Annotated in this window: 11 protein-coding genes; 2 read left to right on the forward strand and 9 right to left on the reverse strand. The window is 75.6% G+C overall.

Annotated elements, in window-relative coordinates:
• Positions 1-34: 34 nt before the first annotated feature.
• The 3 genes from ACIRBX_RS23020 to ACIRBX_RS23030 form a co-directional block, all read right to left on the reverse strand.
• Complete coding sequence (locus ACIRBX_RS23020; RefSeq protein ID WP_402299244.1) at positions 35-286, reverse strand: hypothetical protein; 252 nt, start codon at positions 284-286, stop codon at positions 35-37.
• Between the two features lie 85 nt (positions 287-371).
• Complete coding sequence (locus ACIRBX_RS23025) at positions 372-887, reverse strand: hypothetical protein (RefSeq protein ID WP_402298960.1); 516 nt, start codon at positions 885-887, stop codon at positions 372-374.
• Positions 888-1,034: 147 nt separating this feature from the next.
• Positions 1,035-1,451, reverse strand: coding sequence for a hypothetical protein (locus tag ACIRBX_RS23030; protein WP_402298961.1), 417 nt, complete (start codon positions 1,449-1,451; stop codon positions 1,035-1,037).
• Between the two features lie 368 nt (positions 1,452-1,819).
• Here ACIRBX_RS23030 and ACIRBX_RS23035 point away from each other — a divergent pair, with 368 nt between their 5' ends.
• A complete protein-coding gene (locus tag ACIRBX_RS23035) occupies positions 1,820-3,361 on the forward strand; it encodes a S8 family peptidase (protein WP_402298962.1) in 1,542 nt (513 codons plus the stop codon).
• Positions 3,362-3,428: 67 nt separating this feature from the next.
• Here ACIRBX_RS23035 and ACIRBX_RS23040 read toward each other — a convergent pair whose 3' ends face one another.
• From ACIRBX_RS23040 to ACIRBX_RS23050, 3 genes are all read right to left on the reverse strand, one after another.
• On the reverse strand, positions 3,429-4,898 hold the full coding sequence (locus ACIRBX_RS23040; RefSeq protein ID WP_402298963.1) for a trypsin-like serine protease: 1,470 nt from the start codon (positions 4,896-4,898) through the stop codon (positions 3,429-3,431).
• Positions 4,899-5,024: 126 nt separating this feature from the next.
• A complete protein-coding gene (locus tag ACIRBX_RS23045; RefSeq protein ID WP_402298964.1) occupies positions 5,025-8,330 on the reverse strand; it encodes an AAA family ATPase in 3,306 nt (1,101 codons plus the stop codon).
• Between the two features lie 402 nt (positions 8,331-8,732).
• Positions 8,733-10,061: a nucleobase:cation symporter-2 family protein gene (locus tag ACIRBX_RS23050; RefSeq protein ID WP_402299224.1), complete on the reverse strand. Its 1,329-nt coding sequence runs from the start codon at positions 10,059-10,061 to the stop codon at positions 8,733-8,735.
• Between the two features lie 544 nt (positions 10,062-10,605).
• On the opposite strand from ACIRBX_RS23050, the gene ACIRBX_RS23055 reads away from it, so the two are divergent.
• On the forward strand, positions 10,606-11,892 hold the full coding sequence (locus ACIRBX_RS23055) for an ABC transporter substrate-binding protein (RefSeq protein WP_402298965.1): 1,287 nt from the start codon (positions 10,606-10,608) through the stop codon (positions 11,890-11,892).
• Here the strand turns inward: ACIRBX_RS23055 and ACIRBX_RS23060 are convergent.
• The 3 genes from ACIRBX_RS23060 to ACIRBX_RS23070 all read right to left on the reverse strand — a co-directional run bounded on the left by ACIRBX_RS23060 (position 11,795) and on the right by ACIRBX_RS23070 (position 17,789).
• Entirely contained in the window at positions 11,795-13,117 is a 1,323-nt protein-coding gene (locus tag ACIRBX_RS23060) for an FAD-dependent oxidoreductase (protein ID WP_402298967.1), read from the reverse strand. The two genes, ACIRBX_RS23055 and ACIRBX_RS23060, sit on opposite strands and share 98 nt — an antisense overlap.
• Positions 13,118-13,295: 178 nt before the next feature.
• Positions 13,296-13,706 (reverse strand): hypothetical protein, encoded by a 411-nt coding sequence (locus ACIRBX_RS23065; RefSeq protein ID WP_402298968.1) that lies wholly within the window; start codon positions 13,704-13,706, stop codon positions 13,296-13,298.
• 687 nt (positions 13,707-14,393) lie between these two features.
• Complete coding sequence (locus tag ACIRBX_RS23070; protein WP_402298970.1) at positions 14,394-17,789, reverse strand: tetratricopeptide repeat protein; 3,396 nt, start codon at positions 17,787-17,789, stop codon at positions 14,394-14,396.
• Between the last annotated feature and the right edge of the window lie 39 nt (positions 17,790-17,828).

A 17,828-nucleotide genomic window follows, 5' to 3' on the forward strand; every position in this document is an offset into this window, starting at 1 on the left:
TCTCTCGTCCCCGTCACCCTAAGGGTGGCTGTGGTCAGCTGGCCAGGAAAACCCTCTTCCGTGGCCGAGCGAAGCCGGCCCGTCCGAACATCCGGCGCTTGAGCATCTTGATCGGGTTGACATGCCCTTCGACGACGCCGGAGTTCCATCGGAGGGTGAGTCCTGCGATGACGGCGTCCCGGTCGGGGTCGATGCCGGCAGCGAGGGTGTGAAGGCTGGGCAGGTCGTCCTGGCGGACCGCGTCGAGCCGATCGGGGAGCCGCTGGCCCTGGCGCTCGGTGAGCATGACAGCGAAGGAGCGGACGCGCCGGGTGAGGGCGTCGAGTTCGGGGCAGTGGGCCAGGACGGTCTTGAGCTGGAGTTGTCCGGCCTCAGGCGGTGCCGAGGGCTGCCGGAGAATCCAGTCGGCGGCGGTGCGGGGTGGCGGCGGTGCGGTCACCGGCTGCGGCGAGGTGCGCTTGAGCCGGTGGTAGGCCCGGACTCTCCCGCAGGTACGGCACCAGCCGCTCGGCCACCGCCGTCCGGCCGGCCCGGAGCGGGGTGCGGACCAGCTCGTGGCGGATCGTGGTCGGTGCGGTCCGGACGGACTGCTCCAGCACCTCGTCCGGCACCGGGAGCGCCCGCACCGCCCGGTGGGCGTAGCGCCGCACCACGGCGTCCGGATCGGCCAACCTGGCGCTGAGGTACGAGAGTTCACCGCCGGTCAGGGCGGCGAGGGAGGCGAGCCGCTGCTCGTAGGGGCCGCGCGTGGACAACTCGGCCAGCAGGTCGGTGAGTCGTCCCTGGAGTGTCAGGCGGTGGGCGGCCCGGGCGAACTCGCGCAGGCGCTGGGCATGGGGCAGGCACTCGACGTCGGCGAGCAGCCGGTCGGCGGTGAGCTGAGGCATCGCGGGCGATCCTGCCGGCGCGACCGCCCCGCCGCACCGGGTTTTCCGTCAGGGCGGGGCAGGGCGGGGCGGAGCGCCGGAGCCCGTCGCCGGGCCGGGTCGCGGTGGGGGCGGGACCCGGCCCGGCGACGGGCGGACGGCGGCGGATCAGCCGCAGTGACCCCAGGGGCTCTCGTACGAGCTCTGGTCGTTGTCGCTGAACCAGCCGTTCCACTTGACGCACTTGCCGGCGGCGTGGGCGTAGACCGGGCCGGCGTAGGACCCGTAGTAGCCGGTGTCGTTCTTCTGCGGGCTGCCCGCCACGGTGAGGCCGGCCGACATGTGCACCGGGGCACCGGCGACATCGCGCACGGTGACCACGCAGTTGTAGCCGTTGGAGCTGTTGTAGGTCAGGTAGACCCACACGTCACGGTTGATCAGCTTCTCGGAGTCGACGACCTTGTAGCCGGGGCCGCAGACCTGGGCCGGCGAGGCGGCGAGCGCCGAGGCCTGGGGCGCGGTCAGCACGGTGGCGGCTCCGGCCATCGCGAGGGCGCCGAGGGCGGAGACGAGCTTGTTGCGCACGGGACTGCCTCTCTTGCGCCGGACACCCAGCGGTTCGGCGCGGTGGGGGGTTCGTCGGTGACCGATCGAAACGCGACCATGCTGGCGCAGCCGTGTATCACCGCGGTATCGCCGGGGGAGCGGGGCAGTCGGGGCGGCGGTCGGTCCCGCAGCCAGGCCCGCAGCCAGGGCCCGTAGTCGGGCTCGCAGGCAGACCCGCGAACCGGCCGGTACCGGGGGCGCGGGCCATTGATTACGTAACCCTACGGGGCGTCACCTCGCTTGTTCGCCCGGGCACCGCGCCCAACAGTGGGGCACCGGCGGCCCCGACCGCCGCCCACGGCGCGACCCGCACCGTGGGCTCCCGTACGAGCAAGCGGAGCCAGAGCATGCGCAGACTCCTCGTCGCGGCAGCGGCGATACCGATCGCCCTCGGCCTCGGCGCCCCGGCCCTCGCGGTCTCCCCGCCGGCCGCCGAGCCGGAGGGCACCGTGGTGGCGGCCCGGCAGCACTACGGCGACCAGTACATCGTGGTGCTGAGGCAGACCGCCTCCGCCGCCGGGGCGTCCACCCTGGCCGGGCGGTACGGAGGTGAGGTCCGCTCGACCTGGAGCCGGGCCCTGTCCGGCTTCTCGGCCCGGGGCCTGACGGCCCGACAGGCCCGGCGGCTGGCGGCCGATCCGGCGGTGGCGGCGGTCTACGAGGACGGCACGGCCCGGGTGGCCGGTACCCAGGCGAACCCGACCTGGGGGCTGGACCGGATCGACCAGAAGGCGCTGCCCCGGGACTCGTCCTACACCTACCCGAACACCGGGGAGGGCGTCACCGCCTACGTCATGGACACCGGGATCAAGCCGGACAACCCGGAGTACGAGGGCCGCGCCTCGGTCGGCAAGGACTTCGTCGGCAGCGGTGGCGCGGACTGCTTCGGGCACGGCAGCCACGTGGCCGGCACCATCGGCAGCCGGACCTACGGGGTGGCCAAGAAGGTGAAGCTGGTCGCCCTCAAGGTGCTCGGCGGCGACTGCTCCAACACCGGCCCGGACTCCGCCGCCGTGGACGCGATCGAGTGGGTGACGGCGAACGCGGCCAAGCCCGCCGTGGTCAACATGAGCATGACGATGGATCAGGTCGGCGTCGGCGACGACGCGATCAAGCGCTCGGTGGCCGCCGGGATCACCTACGCGGTGGCCTCCGGCAACAGCAGCACCGACGCCTGCGGCACCAGCCCGGCCCGGGTGCCGGAGGTGATCACGGTGAACGCCACCGACGAGTCGGACAACCGGGCCTCGTTCTCCAACTACGGCTCCTGCACCGACATCTTCGCCCCGGGCAACAACATCACCTCGCTCGGGCTGAACAACGGCAGCACCGCCGGGATGAGCGGGACCTCGATGGCCACCCCGCACGTGACCGGCGCCGCCGCGCTCTACCTGGCGGCCAACCCCACCGCCACCCCGAAGGCCGTCCGGGACGCGCTGGTGGCCGGGGCCACCGACGGCGCGGTCAAGAACGCCGGGTCCGGCTCGCCGAACAAGCTGCTGAACGTCTCCTTCATCGGCGGTGACACCCCGCCCCCGGCCTGCGCCGCGCGCTCGAACACCACACCGGTGGCGATCCCGGACGCCGGTGCGGCGGTCAGCAGTTCGGTCACCCAGCAGGGGTGTGAGGGCCGGGCACCGGCCGCGCTCGCCGTGAAGGTGGACATCGGCCACCCCTACACCGCCGACCTGGTGGTGGACCTGGTCGGTCCGAGCGGCGCGGTCTTCCCGCTCCAGAAGGCGGGCGGCATCGGCTCGTCGGGCGGCATCCACACCACCTACACGGTGAACGCCGCCACCGAGCAGGCCAACGGCACCTGGTCGCTGCGGGTCCAGGACGTGTACCGCTTCGACACCGGCACCGTCGAGGGCTTCACGCTCACCTTCTGACGCACCGGCAGCAGGACGGGAGGGCCACCCGCCGGTGGCCCTCCCGTCCTGTTCCGCTCCCCGACGGCTACTTGACGGTCAGGGTGTACGTCGCCGTCGAGGTCCGGCCGGCCGCGTCCTTCGCGGTCACCGTGACCGGGAAGGTCCCGGTTCGGAACGGGGCGACCACCTGCATCCGCGAGGTGCCCGAGCCGTTCACCGAGGCGGGGCTGAACGAGGGCGGGATCGGCAGGCCGGGGCCGGTGGCCGAGAGCTTCACGGTGCCGCTGCCCCCGGTGACGGTCACCGTCGGGTTGACGAAGAAGCCCGGCGAGGCGGTGCCGCCGGTCGGGTTCACCGAGACCTTGAGGTCACCGGGCTGGGGCTGGCCGGCGCCGACCGTCAGGGTGAGCTTCGCGGTCGCCGTGCCGCTCGGGCCGGTGCCCGTGACGGTCACCTGGTACTCGCCCTGCGGGGTGGTGGCCGCCGTCTCCACGGTCAGCTTCGCGTTGCTCCCGGTGCTGATCGAGGCGGGCTGGAAGGTGGCCTTCGCCCCCTGGGGCAGGCCGGAGGCGGTCAGGTCGACCGTCTCGCTGCCGTTCTGACCGGCCGTGCTCGTCACCGTGGTGGACACGGAGCTGCCCGGCTCCGCCTTGACGGCGGCGGGGGAGAGCCCGAGCGAGAAGGTCTGCGGCGGCTGGGTGCCGCCGATCTGCTCCTTCACCCAGTCGCCCATGTCGTTGTTGAGCCGACCGTAGACGCTGTACCACTTGAAGTCGCTGCGGCTCCAGGAGGCGACGCCGACCACCTTGCCGTCCACGATCAGCGGGCCGCCGCTGTCGCCGGGCAGGATGGTCACCCGGCCGTCGGAGTAGCCGCTGCAGATCATCGTGGCATCCTGGAAGCCGGCGCCGACGCCGTTGCAGTTCGCCCCGGCCACGATCGGCAGGCTGAACTTGGCGAGGGTGACGTCCTTGGAGTCGTCGTTGAAGTCCTTCTTGCCGTAGCCGAGCCCGAGCCCGGTCCTCCCGGGCTTGTGCAGCTCGGTGTCGGCGGAGGTGGCCACCGTGGCGTACCGGCCGCCCGGCACCGGGATGTCCTGGTCGGTGGTGACCACGGCGACGTCGTACCCCTGGTCGAAGTTCACGTACTTGGGGTGGGTGTCGTAGCTGACCACGCCGATCCGGGTGCCACCCCCGGCGTTCAGGTCGTCCAGGCCGTAGAGGAAGGACTTCCGGCCCTCGGCCGCCTTGCAGTGCGCGGCGATCAGGATCTTGCGCGGCGCCACCACCGAGCCGGTGCAGGTCTGCCCCTGCGGACGCGAACCCCCTTCCCGCAGACCGGCGATGATGAACGGGTGGTCCTTGACCGAGGCGGGGGTGCCGCCCACCGACTGCGGTGAGGCGTCGGAGTGCGGCAGCGGGGTGTCGCCGAGCGGGGCGACGGCCCGCTGCGGGGCGGCGGGGGCCGCACCGGCGGTGGTGATCGGGAGGGCGAGCAGCGGCAGGGCGAGCAGGGTGGTGAGGGCCACGCCCAGCGTGCGGCGGTCGGGTTTCACGGCAACTCCTCGTCGGGGGTGATCTGTTGCCGGTAACCCTGGGGCGCCGTCCGGACCGGAACAATCGGTGGAGCACCCCGTACGGCTACGGTACTAATGCCGGGCGTCCGCCGGGCCGACGGGGCGTCAGGCCCGGTCCGCCGAGGGCTCGGGGACGGCGGTCACCTCCGCCCGGGAGCCGACCCTCAGCTTGCGCAGCACGTTCACCACGTGCTGCTCGACCGTCCGCACCGAGAGGAAGAGCACCTCCGCGATCTCGCGGTTGGTGTGGCCGTCGGCCAGCAGCCGGGCCACGTCGTGCTCGCGCGGCGAGAGCCGGTCCCCGTAGCCGCGCCGCCCCCGGCGGGACGGGGTCGGCGCACCGGTGGCCCGGTAGGCGTGGCGGCAGCGGGCCGCGTCCCGGGGAGCGCCCAACGCCAGGAAGACGTCGGCCAGTTCGCCGATCGCGGCGGCGGCCCCGGGGTCACCGAGGGCGAGCCCGCAGCGGGCCGAGCGCTCGGCGGCCAGGGTGGCGGGGTAGGGGGCGGGCAGCCGCCCGTACAGCTCCCGGGCCCGGTCGAAGCAGCGGACGGCGGTGGTCTGGTCGCCCTCGTGCGCGGCGACCACGCCCCGGCCGTGGGCCAGCGCGGCGCGGGCCAGCGGGGCGGACAACTCGGCGGTGTGCGCGTCGAGTTCGGCCAGCAGCCGGAGTGCCTCGCCGGTCCGGCCGACTCGGCAGAGCGCCTCGACCGCCACCGGGGCCAGCTCACCCGCCCAGGCCCAGACCCCCTTGGCGCGCAGCAGGCGCAGGCCGCGGGCCGCCTCCTCGGCGGCGGGCCCGTCGGCGTCCTGCGCCAGCAGCAGGCCCACCAGGCCCGCGTGGGCCGCGAGGGCCACCGGGGTGACGGCGTTGTCCGGCCGGTGCACCCCGGTCGCCGTCAGGTGGAGCACCGCCCGGTCCCAGGCCCCGCGCGCCGCCGCCAACAGCCCGAGCACCAGCTCCAGTTCACTGGCGACCGGGAGCAGGTCCCGGTACTCCGCGAGCAGCCGGGACGCCCGCTGCTCCAGGCCCGCCCACCTCCCGGTCAGCCAGTCGAGGTGCGAGGCTGTCGCCCGGGCGGTGCTCACCACGTAGGGGGCGCGGGAGTCGGCGGCCAGCCGCAGGCCGCGCCGGAGCAGGCTGTCGGCCCGGCGGTGGTGACCGGTCCAGGCGCCCGAGTCGGCGGCGTTGCAGTAGAGCCGGGCCAGTTGGCGCAGCTCCTCGGGGGTGGCGGCCTCGGCCGGGAGCCCGTCCGCCGCCGCCCAGGCCTCCGGGTCTCCGGTGTGCAGCCGGGAGGGCAGGTTGTTCGCCGCCAGGGTGAGGCGCAGCCGGTGGTCGTCGGTGGTCCCGATCAGTGCGTCCACCCGGTGCAGCCAGGGGAGGTGGACGTCCAGCGGGCACGCCCCGAGGTAGGGCTGGGCGAGCACCGCCATGCCGAGCCCGGCCAGGTCCGGCCGGTGGGTCAGCCCGGCGACCGCCAGCTCGATCTCCACCCGGGCCGCCTCCAGGCCGTCGGCCTGACGGATCAGCAGCAGGCCCAGACTGAGCCGGAGTTCGGCGGCCCTGGGCGCGGACAGCGGGGCCCCGGAGACCAGCGCCGCCAGCAGGGCGAGGACCTCCCGCTGGGAGACCCCGGTGTAGGCGACGGCGCCGAGCTTGGCCGCCAGGCGGTCGAGGTCCTCGGCGGGCAGCCGGTCCAGATCGAGGGCGGCACCGGGGCCCGCGTCCAGGTCGAGGATCGGGCCCGACTCCTCGGTCGGCCGTGCCTCGTTGATCGGCCGGGCCTCGTCGGTCGGCCACGGTTCCACGCCCGGCCACGGCGCCTCGGCCCGCCATGACTCCTGACCCGGGATCAGACCGGCGCCCGGGGCGGTGGCCCCGGCGGAGCCGCTGCCCCACGGGCCCGATCGGCCCACCTGCGCCCCTGGCGCGGGGTCCGTGCGCGGCCGTCGCCCGGCCGGGGAGGGGGTGGAATCCGGGGAGTGGAGCAGGCGTTGGAGCAGGTCGATCGCGGCAGCCGGGTCGCCGGCCCCGATCGCGTGGTCGGCCGCGGCCTCCCCGTAGCGGAGGAATCCGGCCGGGTCGCCGGCCCGGCGGCTCTGCTCGGCCAGCCGGCTCCAGGGTTCGGGCCGCTCGCCGAGCAGGGCGGCCACCGCCCGGCGGTGCAGCTCCTGCCGACGGGGTCCGGGCACCGTCGCGTAGACCGCGAGCCGGGCCAGCTCGTGGCGGCAGGCGTAGCGGCAGTCCGCCACCTCGACCAGCGCGGCCCGTTCGAGCGCCAGGCTCAGGGCCTGTCGGCCCTGAGCGGGTGCCAACCCGGCGACGGCGGACAGCAGGTGGGCCGGCGCGGGCTCGGCCAGCACGGCGGCGGCCTCGGTGATCCGCCGGGCGGCGGGCGGCAGCGCCGCGAGGCGTTCGGCGGTGGCCTCCAGCAGCACGGGCGGCACCTCGGGGGAGCCGAGGAGCCGTCGGACGGCCACGTCGGCCCTGGGTCCGGTGTGCCCCGGCCCGATGCCGTCCGGTCCGGACCCGTGCGGGCCGCTGTCGTAGGAGCCGCTGCCGAAAGGGCTGGTGTCGCGCGGCCCGGTGTGGTGGGGGCCGGTGTCGTGGGGGCCGGTGCGGCCCGCTCCGTCGGGCGGCGCCGCGGCCGTCGTCACCGCCGCCACCACGGCCAGCGGCAGCCCCGCCGTCCGGGCGTGCAGGCGTGCGGCGAGGACCGGCGGTACGTCAGGCCGCCCGAGCAGCGCGGCAGTCAGCCGTCCGACCTCGCCGACGTCCAGCGGGCCGAGCCGGACCTGCAGGCTGGTGCAGCCCGGTGCCGGCCGGTACGCCCGGCCCAGGGGGAGCCCGCCGGGGGAGTCCTCGGGGCGGTGGGTGAGCACCAGCACGGTGCGCGGCGGCAGGTCGTCCAGCAGGAAGCGCAGCAGTCGCCGCGAGCCGTCGTCCGCCCACTGGAGGTCCTCCACCACCAGGACCAACGGGCCGAGCAGGCCGAGCAGTTCGCGCACCGCGCGGTAGAGGCGGTGCAGCTCGCCGCGCCGGTCGCCGAGCGGTGCGGGCGGCTCCGGCAGGTGCGGGGCGAACTCGGGGAGGTAGCGGCCGAGCACCCCGAGCAACGGGCTGTGCCCGGCGGCGGTGGGCAGCCGCGCGGCGGCGCCGAGCAGCGCCTCGATCACCACGCCGTACGGGAACTGCTCCCGTGAGGCCCGGCAGCGCCCGCTGAGCAGCCGGTGCCCGGCCAGCTCGGGGCGGGCCAGCAGCTCCCCGACCAGCCGGGTCCGGCCGACCCCTGCCTCGCCCTCCACGGTCAGCACGGCCGGTGGCGACAGCGCCGCGTCCAGCAGCGCGGCCAGCTCCGCCGCCCGGCCGACCAACGGGGGCACGCCGGTGCCCGCCACGATCCTGGAACCCATGGACACCCCGATCCGCGCGTCGGTCGCGCGTCGGTCGCGCGCCGACCGCGTCCGGTCCACCCGGGCCGGGTGAAACGGGGTCAAGTGTCCTGAGCCACCGGTGAGTCGGCAAGGGAGCGCGCACGCGCGGACGGGCCGGGCCTCCACGGAGGCCCGGCCCGCCGGTACGCCGCTCGCCATCACGGCGGCGGCAGGGCGATCGAGTCGACCGGCGTCAGGTCCTCGTCCGTCTCTCCGGGCGGATGCGGACCGCACCGTACCGGCAGCCCCGGTAGCCGCCCGCGCCCTGGGCGCTGCTGGTGCCGACGGGGCGGCGAAGGCCGGTGCGATCGCCGAGCCGGGAGTCCGCAGGCGGATCGATCGCCGCCGTCGGTCGGTGCGCCGTCGGCCGGTGAGGGCCCGTCAGGCCGGGTCGGCCACCCGGCCCAGGGCCTCGACCTGCTGCTCGGGCACGTACGCGGGCGGGATCTCCCGGCCCCGCCCGAGGTGGTTGAAGAGCAGGTTGAGCACGACCGCCAGCAGGCAGCCGACCGAGATGCCGGAGTGCAGCACCGTCGCGAGCTGCTCGGGGAAGGCGTGGTAGAAGGACGGGAAGGCGATCGGGAAGATGCCGAAGGCCAGGCTGACCGCGACGATGACGGCGTTCGAGCCCAGGCTGAGGTCCGCCTTGCCCAGGGTGCGGATGCCGGCCACCGCGACGGAACCGAAGAGCACCACGCCCGCGCCGCCGAGCACCGGCTGCGGCACCAGCGAGACCAGGCCGCCGACCACCGGCACCAGGCCCATCACCACCAGGAAGACCCCGGCCAGCGCGACCACGAAGCGGCTGCGGATCCGGGTGAGTGCCACCAGGCCGATGTTCTGCGCGAAGGCCGAGCAGATGAAGCCGTTGAAGACGCCGCCGAAGGCGGTGGCCAGCCCGTCGGCCCGCAGGCCGCCCGCGATGGTCCGGTCGTCGGCGGGGCGGTCCACCACCTCGCCGAGGGCGATCATGTCGGCGGTGGATTCGGTCATCGAGACCACCATCACCACCAGCATCGAGACGACGGCGGCGAGTTGGAACTGCGGGGCGCCGAAGGCGAAGGGGTGCGGCAGCTCGAAGAGCGGCAGTTCGGCGAGCGCACCGGCGTCCACCTTGCCGAGCGGGATCGCCACCAGGGTGCCGACCAGCAGGCCGAGCAGGATCGCGATCCGCTGGAGGAAGCCGCGCAGGAAGCGGTTGAACAGCAGCACGGCGAGCAGGGTGAGGCCGGCCAGGCCCAGGTTGCCGAGTGAACCGTACTCCGGGGCGCGGGAGTTGCCGCCCTGGGACCAGTTCCCCGCGACCGGGAGCAGGGAGATGCCGATCAGGGTGATCACGGTGCCGCTGACCACCGGGGGGAAGAACCTGACGAGGCGGCAGAACAGCGGCGCCAGCAGGAAGCAGACCAGGCCGGCGATCAGCGTCGAGCCGAAGATCAGCGGCAGCGCCGCGTCCTTCTCGGCCTCGATGACGGCCAGGATCGGCGAGACGGTGGCGAACGAGACGCCGTTGACGAACGGCAGCCGGGAGCCGATGCCCCAGGGGCCCAGGGTCTGCAGCAGGGTGGCGATGCCGGCGATGAACAGGCTGGCGGCGAGCAGGGTGGTCAGCTGGGCCGGGCCGAGGCCGGCCGCCGCGCCGATGATCAGCGGCGGGGCGGCGACGCCCGCGTACATGCTGGCCACGTGCTGGAGCGCGACGGTCGCCATCCGGCCGGGCGGCAGCAGCTCGTCGACGGGGTGCGGTGTCGATCCGGGGGCCGTGACGGCGGTCCGAGGTCTCACGTGGGGTTCCTCCACATCCAAGGCGTCTTCGGGTCCGGGAACGCCGACCGCTGGGGGACGGGGCGGCGCTGGGACGACCCTGGCGGGCGACGGTCCCGTCGCGCGCCTGCCGGCTCCTGCGGCGAACAGGTCCGGCCCATGGGTGGGATGGCTCCGCGATGCGGAATGGGGTTTCCGCGATCCGGGCTGCAACAGAATGTAGAAAGTCGGCGGGGCCTGGTCAATAGCTCCGGCCGGATTGCCGACGGCGCCCCGGGGTGCTGTACGTTCCACCAAATCGGACGGGTGCTGACCAGCTGTCAGCAAGCGGGCCCGCAGGCGGGTTGACGGGCCGTCCGGCGGGCCGGTGGCAAGGGGAGGCGGCGGTCCGGCCTCGATTCGATCAAAGTCATTGACGTACGTGCGATTTCTGTCGTCATACTGCTGGTCATCTCCGCGCCCCTCCGCGATAACGATGCAAGGAACTACCGTGACCAGCACACCGAGACGACGCTGTCTCGGCGCCCTCGCCGCCCTCCTGCTGACGGCGGCGACCGCCTCCTGCTCAAGTCCCGCCGACGAGACCACCACCCTGACCTTCTGGGGATGGGCGCCCGGCTACGCCGAGGCCGCCGCCGCCTACTCCGCCGACCACCCGAAGGTCCGGGTGGAGTTCAAGAGCACCGACCCCGGCAGCAAGGGCGGCTACGACGCCATGCTGCAGGCGATAGCCGACGGCAAGGGCCCCTGCCTGGTCCAGGTCGGCTACGAGTCGCTGCCGGCCTTCGCCGCCGCGAAGGCCGTCACCCCCGTGGACACCGGGGCCGCCCGGGTGCTGTACCCCGAGTCCGCCTGGTCCCAGGTCACGGTGGAGGGCGACGCCTACGGGATGCCCGTCGACGTGGGCCCGATGGCGCTGTTCTACCGGCGCGACGTCTACCAGCGGTACGGCATGCGCCCGCAGTCCACCTGGGAGGAGTTCGCCCGGGACGCCGACCGGCTGCACCGGGTCGCCCCGCGCACCACCCTCACCGCCTTCACCCCCGACGACCCCTGGTGGTTCACCGCCCTCGCCGCCCAGGCCGGTGCGCAGTGGTTCGCCACCCAGGCCGGCAAGTGGCAGGTGGACGTGGCCGGCGCGGCCACCGTGACGACGGCCCAGTACTGGCAGGGCCTGGTCGACCGCGGGCTGGTGTCGGTCCGTCAGGGCTTCTCCGCCGACCTCTACAAGGGCCTGGGCGACGGCACCATCGGGGCCTTCCCGGCCCCCGTCTGGTTCGCCGCGCTGATGGAGGAGAACGCCCCCGGCGCCTCCGGCACCTGGGCCGTCGCCCCGCTCCCGGGCTGGGGCAAGGGCAACGACCCGGCCGTCTTCGACGGCGGCTCCGCCACCGCCGTGGCGGCCGGCTGCCCGAAGCCCGCCGCCGCGGCCGACTTCGCGGCCTGGCTCGGCACCGACCGCAAGGCGCTCGACATCCTGGTGGCGAAGGCCAAGATCTACCCGGCGGCCGTCGCCACCGACACCCTCCCCTCCCTCAACGCGCCGAGCGCGTACTTCGGCGGCCAGGTCATCGGCGACGTCTTCCGGCAGGTGGGCGCCTCCGGCAGCACCCGGTGGCGCTGGGGGCCCGGGGTGGCGGCCACCGCGACCAGCCTCACCGCCGAGCTGCCCAAGGCACTCAAGAACCGCACGCCGCTGAGCGGTCCGCTGCGCACGGCACAGGACGCGACGGTGGAGGCGATGCGCAAGCAGGGCGTCCCGCTGGCCGGCGGCTGAGGCCGGCCCGGCCGGGGCCATCCCAGGGCGGCACCGTCACCGCCCGGTGCCGCCGACCCGCTGCGGTTCCGCCGACCCGCTGCGGTTCCCCGGCCGGCCCGTGCTCCCTGTCCTGCACGTCGTCCTGGAAGTCGTGGTGCTCCAGGGCGGCGATCTCCGCGCTGCGGGCGAACATCGTCCGCTCGTGAGCGGCGAGCGCGGCCTCGACCCGGCCCGGGTGCGCGGCCAGCGCCCGGCCGAGGTCCGCGCCGTCCAGCATCGCCAGATTGGCGCCCTCGCCGTTCGGCGGCTGGAGGTGGGCGGCGTCGCCGAGCAGGGTCACCCCCGGCACCCGGGCCCAACGGTGGTCGCCCGGCAGCCCGAAGTGGGCCCGCAGGACCGGTGCGGTGTCGCCGTCGGTGAGCAGCGCGGTGAGGGCCGGGGCCCAGCCCCGGTACTCGGCGGCGATCCGGGCCCGGGCCGCCGCCGGATCGGTGAAGTCGACGGCCGCGAACCAGTCCTGACCCCTGGTCAGCAAAGCGTAGGCGTGCAGCGTGCCGCCCTCCTCGCGGTGGGCGAACAGCTCGGTGTCCCGCCCCTGCACGATCATCGAACCGCCGCCCACCGCTGCGGCGGCGGCCGGGTGGCGGGTGTCCGCCCCGTACAGGTAGGTCTCCACGGAGGAGACGCCGGAGTACTCGGGCACGGCGTCGGAGAGCAGCGGTCGCACCCGGGACCACGCGCCGTCGGCACCGACCAGCAGGCTGGTCGTGACGGCCGTACCATCGGCGAAGGCCACCTCGTGCCGGCCACCGCCCACCGGGCGGACCCCGGCGACCTTGCGGCCCCAGCGGACGGTGCCCGCCGGAAGCGACTCCAGCAGGATGCGGCGCAGCTCACCGCGCGGCACCTCCGGCCGCCCGCCGGTGCCGTCGTCCGGCCGGTCGAGCAGCACGGACCCGTCGCTCGCCAGTACGCGCAGCGCCTGGCGGCCCGGCAGCACGATCCGCTCGAACTCGGCCGTCAACCGCGCCGCCTCGACGGCGAGCAGGCCGTTGTAGTCGTGGATGTCGAGCAGCCCGCCCTGGGCCCGCTCGGTGGGCGAGGACTCCGCCTCGTAGACGGTGGACGGGATGCCGTGGACGTGCAGGACCCGGGCCAGGGTCAGGCCGCCGAGTCCGGCACCGATGATCGTGACGTGGGTGGGGGTGGGGGTGGGGGTCGGGGTGTGGGCGTGGTCGGGCACGGTGGCTCCTCCGGGCTGGGGCGGCCCGGTCGTTCCGGGCTGCCGTCCCTTCCGAAGGTGCCGGACCGCACCGGCAGTTCACCGGCATCCCGCTCACGCCCGCTGTCAGGTGACCGGCAGTTCGCTGCCGGGCGGAGCAGGACCCGCTCCGGCCCGGTGCGAGAGGCGTGCCTGGCGGTCAGACGTGCGGGGTGAGCGGCCCGCCCGCAGTACGGGTCGCGCCCAGCGGAGCCAGGGCGGTGGCGGCTGCCGCGATGGTCTCGGCCAGCAGGGCGGCGGTCCGACCCGCCTCGTAGAGGTGCTCGCGGGCGTCCCGCGCCAGCCGGACGGTGTCGAAGTCGTCCGCCTGGGGCGTGCCGATCCGGCCGGTGGCCTGCTCGCTGCTGAGGAACGTGCCGACCTGGTCCAGCAGTTCGGGTAGCCGGGCGGTCAACCCGGCCAGCGCGTGCACGGCCTCGGCGGCATCGGCGGGGTGGAGCAGACCGGGAGCACCGCCGGGCTGCGCGGCCAGCCCGGCCGCCCGGATCAAGTCGGCGGCCTCGGAGGCCAGTTCGGCGGTGGAGAGCTGGGACGGGACGGGTCGGTTCATCGGGGATCTCCTGTTCCGGTGTGCTGACGCTCCGTGGCTCGCCGCGCGGGTGCGGCGGCGTCCGGGCGCGCATGCCCCGGATCCCGGCGGCCATGCGGGGGCACGGGCCGGACCCCCGCCGGAGTAGCGCGAGCCGACCGTGCGAACCGGCACTGTGGGCCGGCGTACTGACGTGCGGTCAGGCCGGCTGTCCTCGGTCGTGCGGGTCGGTGTGCTGACGCCCTGTGGCTCGCCGCGCGGGTGCGGTGGTGTCCGGGTGCGCATGTCCCGGATCCCGGCGGCCATGCGGGGGCACGGGCCGGACATCCGCCCCGCCGGAGCGGCGCAAGCCCACCGCGTGAACCGGCTTTGTGCGCCGGTTTACTGACGCGCGGTCAGTCCTGCGGTCCTCGGCCGTGCGGGTCGGTGTGCTGACGTTCCGTGGCTCGCCGCGCAGGCGCGGTGGTGTCCGGGCGCCCATGCCCCGGATCCGGGCGGCCACGCGGGGGCGGGGGCCGGACTCCCGCCGGAGTAGCGCGAGCCGACCGCGTGAACCGGTACGGTGCGCCGGTGTACTGACGTGCGGTCAGTCCTGCTGCTCTCGGCCGTGCGGGCCGGCCGTACTGGCGGCATCGCTCCGTCCGTCGGCTGTGCGGCCCGGTGTGCTGATGCACCGTCAGACTGGCTCCGCCCCTTGGCTGGTGGCCGTCAGCCGACCGGCAGCGGATTCGCCTCCAGCCAGTTCCGGACGCCTGCAGCCTCCTGCTCGCGGCCGAGGCCGGACAGCAGATCCGCCTGGAGCCGGAGGGTGCGGCGCAGGCGCGGCAGGGCAGCGGGCAGCCTGGTGACGTACGGCCGGTACGCCTCCACCGCCTCGCCGGTCGCGTGCAGGGCGCCGGTCAGGTCGCCCCGGTTCGCCCGAGCCGTCGCCCAGGCCGTCAGTGCCGTGCCGAGCTCCGGCGCATGCGCGGCCGGAGCGGACCGCGCCAGCCGGCGGCGGAGCGCCACGGCCTCCGCCAGCACGGTCAGCTCCTGCTCCAGCAGGGCGGGTTCACCGGTCCGCCGGCCCTCACGGCCCAGCCCGAGGGCGAGGTTGAACAGGGCGCCGGCCAGCGCGCTCTGACGGGCGGTGGACTCCGGGGTCGACTCCAGGGTCGACTCCGGGGTCGACTCGGAGGTGGACTCGTCCAGCCGCCGGTAGATCTCCACCGCCGTCCGCTGCGCGGCCACCGCCTCCGGGTGCCGGCCCGACCTGGCCAGCTGGACGCCGTGGTTGACCAGGACGGCGGCCAACTCGGGCCGGTGGGCGGCGGGATCGACCCCGGCCGACCACCGGAGCAGTGCCACGGCCTCCTCGGCGGCGGCGAAGCCCTCCTCACCGCGTCCCGAAGCATGCAGCCAGGAGCTGGAGTTGGCGAGTGCGATGGCCAGGGAGTGCCCGTACGCGGCCGGGTCCGCCTCCGCCAGTCGGCGGCGGATCAGGATGGCCTGCTCCGTCGCGGTCAGCGCGGCGTCGATCCGCCCGGCCTCCGCCAGCCGGAGGCCGAGATCCCCGAGCGAGCGGGCCAGTTCGGGCCCGTGCGCGGCCGGGTCTGCGGCGGCCAGTCGACGCCGCAGCGCCACCGCCTCCTCCAATACGGCGAGGGCGTCCGCCCGCCGGCCCGCATCGCGCAGCCGGGCCCCGAGGTCCGCCAACGCCCCGGCCAGCAGCGGCAGTCGGGCCTCCGGGTCGGAATCGGCCAGTCGGCGGTGGATCGCCGTCGCCTCCTCCGCGCGGGCCAGCCCCTCCGCAGGCCGACCGGCCTCGGCGAGGCGGTGCGCCGAGTCGCCGAGGGAGTCGGCGAGCGCGGGCTCGTGCGCGGCCGGGTCGGCGGCGGCCGGGTGCCGCCGGAGCTCCACCGCCTGCTCCGTGACGGCCGGCGCCTCGTCCGGGCGGCCCGTCTCGGCGGTGGCCAGCCGACGCCACAGTTCCACCGCCTGCTCCGTGACGGCGAGCGCCTCGTCCGGGCGGCCCGTCTCGGCGAGCAGGGTGCCCAGCCCGCGCAGCGAGGCCGCCAGCCTCGGCTCGCCGACGGCCGGCTCACGGACCGCCGCCCTGCGGTCGCCGTGGACCAGGGCGGTCTGCAACTGGAGGGCGAGCGGGGCGAGCACACCGGCCGGGCGGGGCAGTGCGAGGACGGCGGCGCGCACCGTGTCGTAGGACAGGCCCAGGCCGCCCAGGGCGGCGGCGAGGGCGGTCAACTCCCGCTCCCCGGCGGCAGTCCGGCCGGCCTCGACCTGGGCCTGGCCGGCCCGGGCCAGCACGGTGACGGCCTGCGCCCGCTGCGCCCGGTCGGCCGCGCCGAGCACGGCCCGCAGGTCGAGCCCGCCCCCGGCGAGCGTGCGGGCGGCGTGGTACTCGGCTATCCGGCCGGGCAGCGGGGAGCACCGGGGGCTCCCCGGACCGGTCGGAGCGAGGGCGGCCGACCAGGCCGCGGCTGCTTCGAGCCGGTCCGCAGGGAGCCCGGGGACGGCACCGAGGACGCGGGCGGTGCGGTCCCGGTCGGCGGAGCCGCACAGTACCGCCGTGGCGACGGTGGCGGCCAACACGGCGGTGGGCAGGGCGAGTCCGGAGGTCTCGGCATCGGCGGCCCAGCACCGGGCCTCGTGCTCCAGCAGGATCTCCTCGGCCGGGGCACCGGGTGCGGCGGCCACCGGCAGGGGGCCCTCCTGGAGCAGGGTGACCAGGGCGGTCACGTGCAGGGTCAGGGGGTCGGCGTAGCGCGGGTGGTCCAGGTCCCCGGGCACCTTGAGGCAGTCGGCGAGGGCCGCCCAGTCGTGCTCGGGCAGCGTGGACACCCGCGGCAGCAGCCGGGCCAGGTCGGCGGCGGCCCGGTGGAACGCCGTGCGGCGAGCGTCGGTGGAGCCGGTCGGCGGGCGGAGCGGGAGCAGGGGGGCGAGCGGGACGATGGGGGCGGCGGCGCAGCCGGCCTCGGTGCGCCACCCGCCGTCGGCACGGGCGAGCAGGAGCAGCCTGACGCGGTGTCGGGAGCCGCTCAGCCGGGCGAGCAGACGGCCGACCAGGTGCGGGCGGGTCTCGGCGTCGTCGACCACCAGCAGCAGGGGCAGACCGGTGTGGAGGGAGTCGAGGTCGGGCAGGTCCCCGTCGGTGAGGTCGGGGCGCAGGTGACCGACGGCCCAGCCCTGCCGGGCCAGCACCTCGGTGAGGCGGCGGGCCAGCCGCGTCTTGCCGTGCCCACCGGGGCCGGTGAGCACCCGGACCCGGACCGGCCCGGGGGCGTCCCGGCACCAGGCGGTCAGGTCGGCGAGCTCCTGGTCACGGCCGTGGAAGGCGACCGCCTCGGCGTCGGCCCACAGCAGGGCGGCGGGGGAGCGGAGGCTGTGGGCCTCGGAGGAGGCGGGGCTCAGCAGGCCGGCGGGTTCGACCGGCTCCGGTCGCGGCTCCCGACCGGTGTGACGGGTGACCAGCTCACGGAACTCCGGGTCGTCCAGCAGCCGGTGCGCGGAGGTGACGGTCAGTCGGGTGCCGCCACCGTCGGCGCGGCGGTCCTGACGGACCACCCCGCACAGCAGGTCCCCGCCGGAGCCGCCCTCGGCCAGCACCGCGGCCCCGGCCAGCCCCGACCAGCGGCCGACGGCCGCCGGCGGGTCGATGGCCAGCGCGCCCGTGCCGGGCTCCAGCAGACCGGTCAGCGGCTCGGCCGCCCGGCCGTCGCCGTCGCCGGGCGCTCGCGGCGTCCGGAGCGGCCGGGGCAGGCCGGTGACGGCCACCGGACGGGGACGGTCGCCGATCAGCTGCCCGAAGCGCAGGGGCGGACGGTGGCCCGGACCGGCCGGCCAGTCGGGGTGCTCGTCCGCCTCGATCAGCGCGGCGTCCAAGCCGTCGTGGTGGCGCCGCCAGCGCACCGTCGCGGCGAAGTCGCGCTCGCTGGTCCCCGGCAGCCGGACGGTGACGGTGCCGGGCGGGCCGTCCGGATCCACGCCGTCCAGCAGGTGGCCCGCCGTCAGCACGAGCCGGGGGGCGATCAGGTACCCCGCCCCGATTCCCCGCACGGCCGTACCGGCCCGGCGCACCCGGATCTGTGCCCGACGGTCGAACTCCACGAAACCCCCAGCCACTCACCACCACCGCCGTTGCCCGGC

This window comes from Kitasatospora sp. NPDC096147, from assembly GCF_044763225.1.
Classification (GTDB): Bacteria; Actinomycetota; Actinomycetes; order Streptomycetales; family Streptomycetaceae; genus Kitasatospora.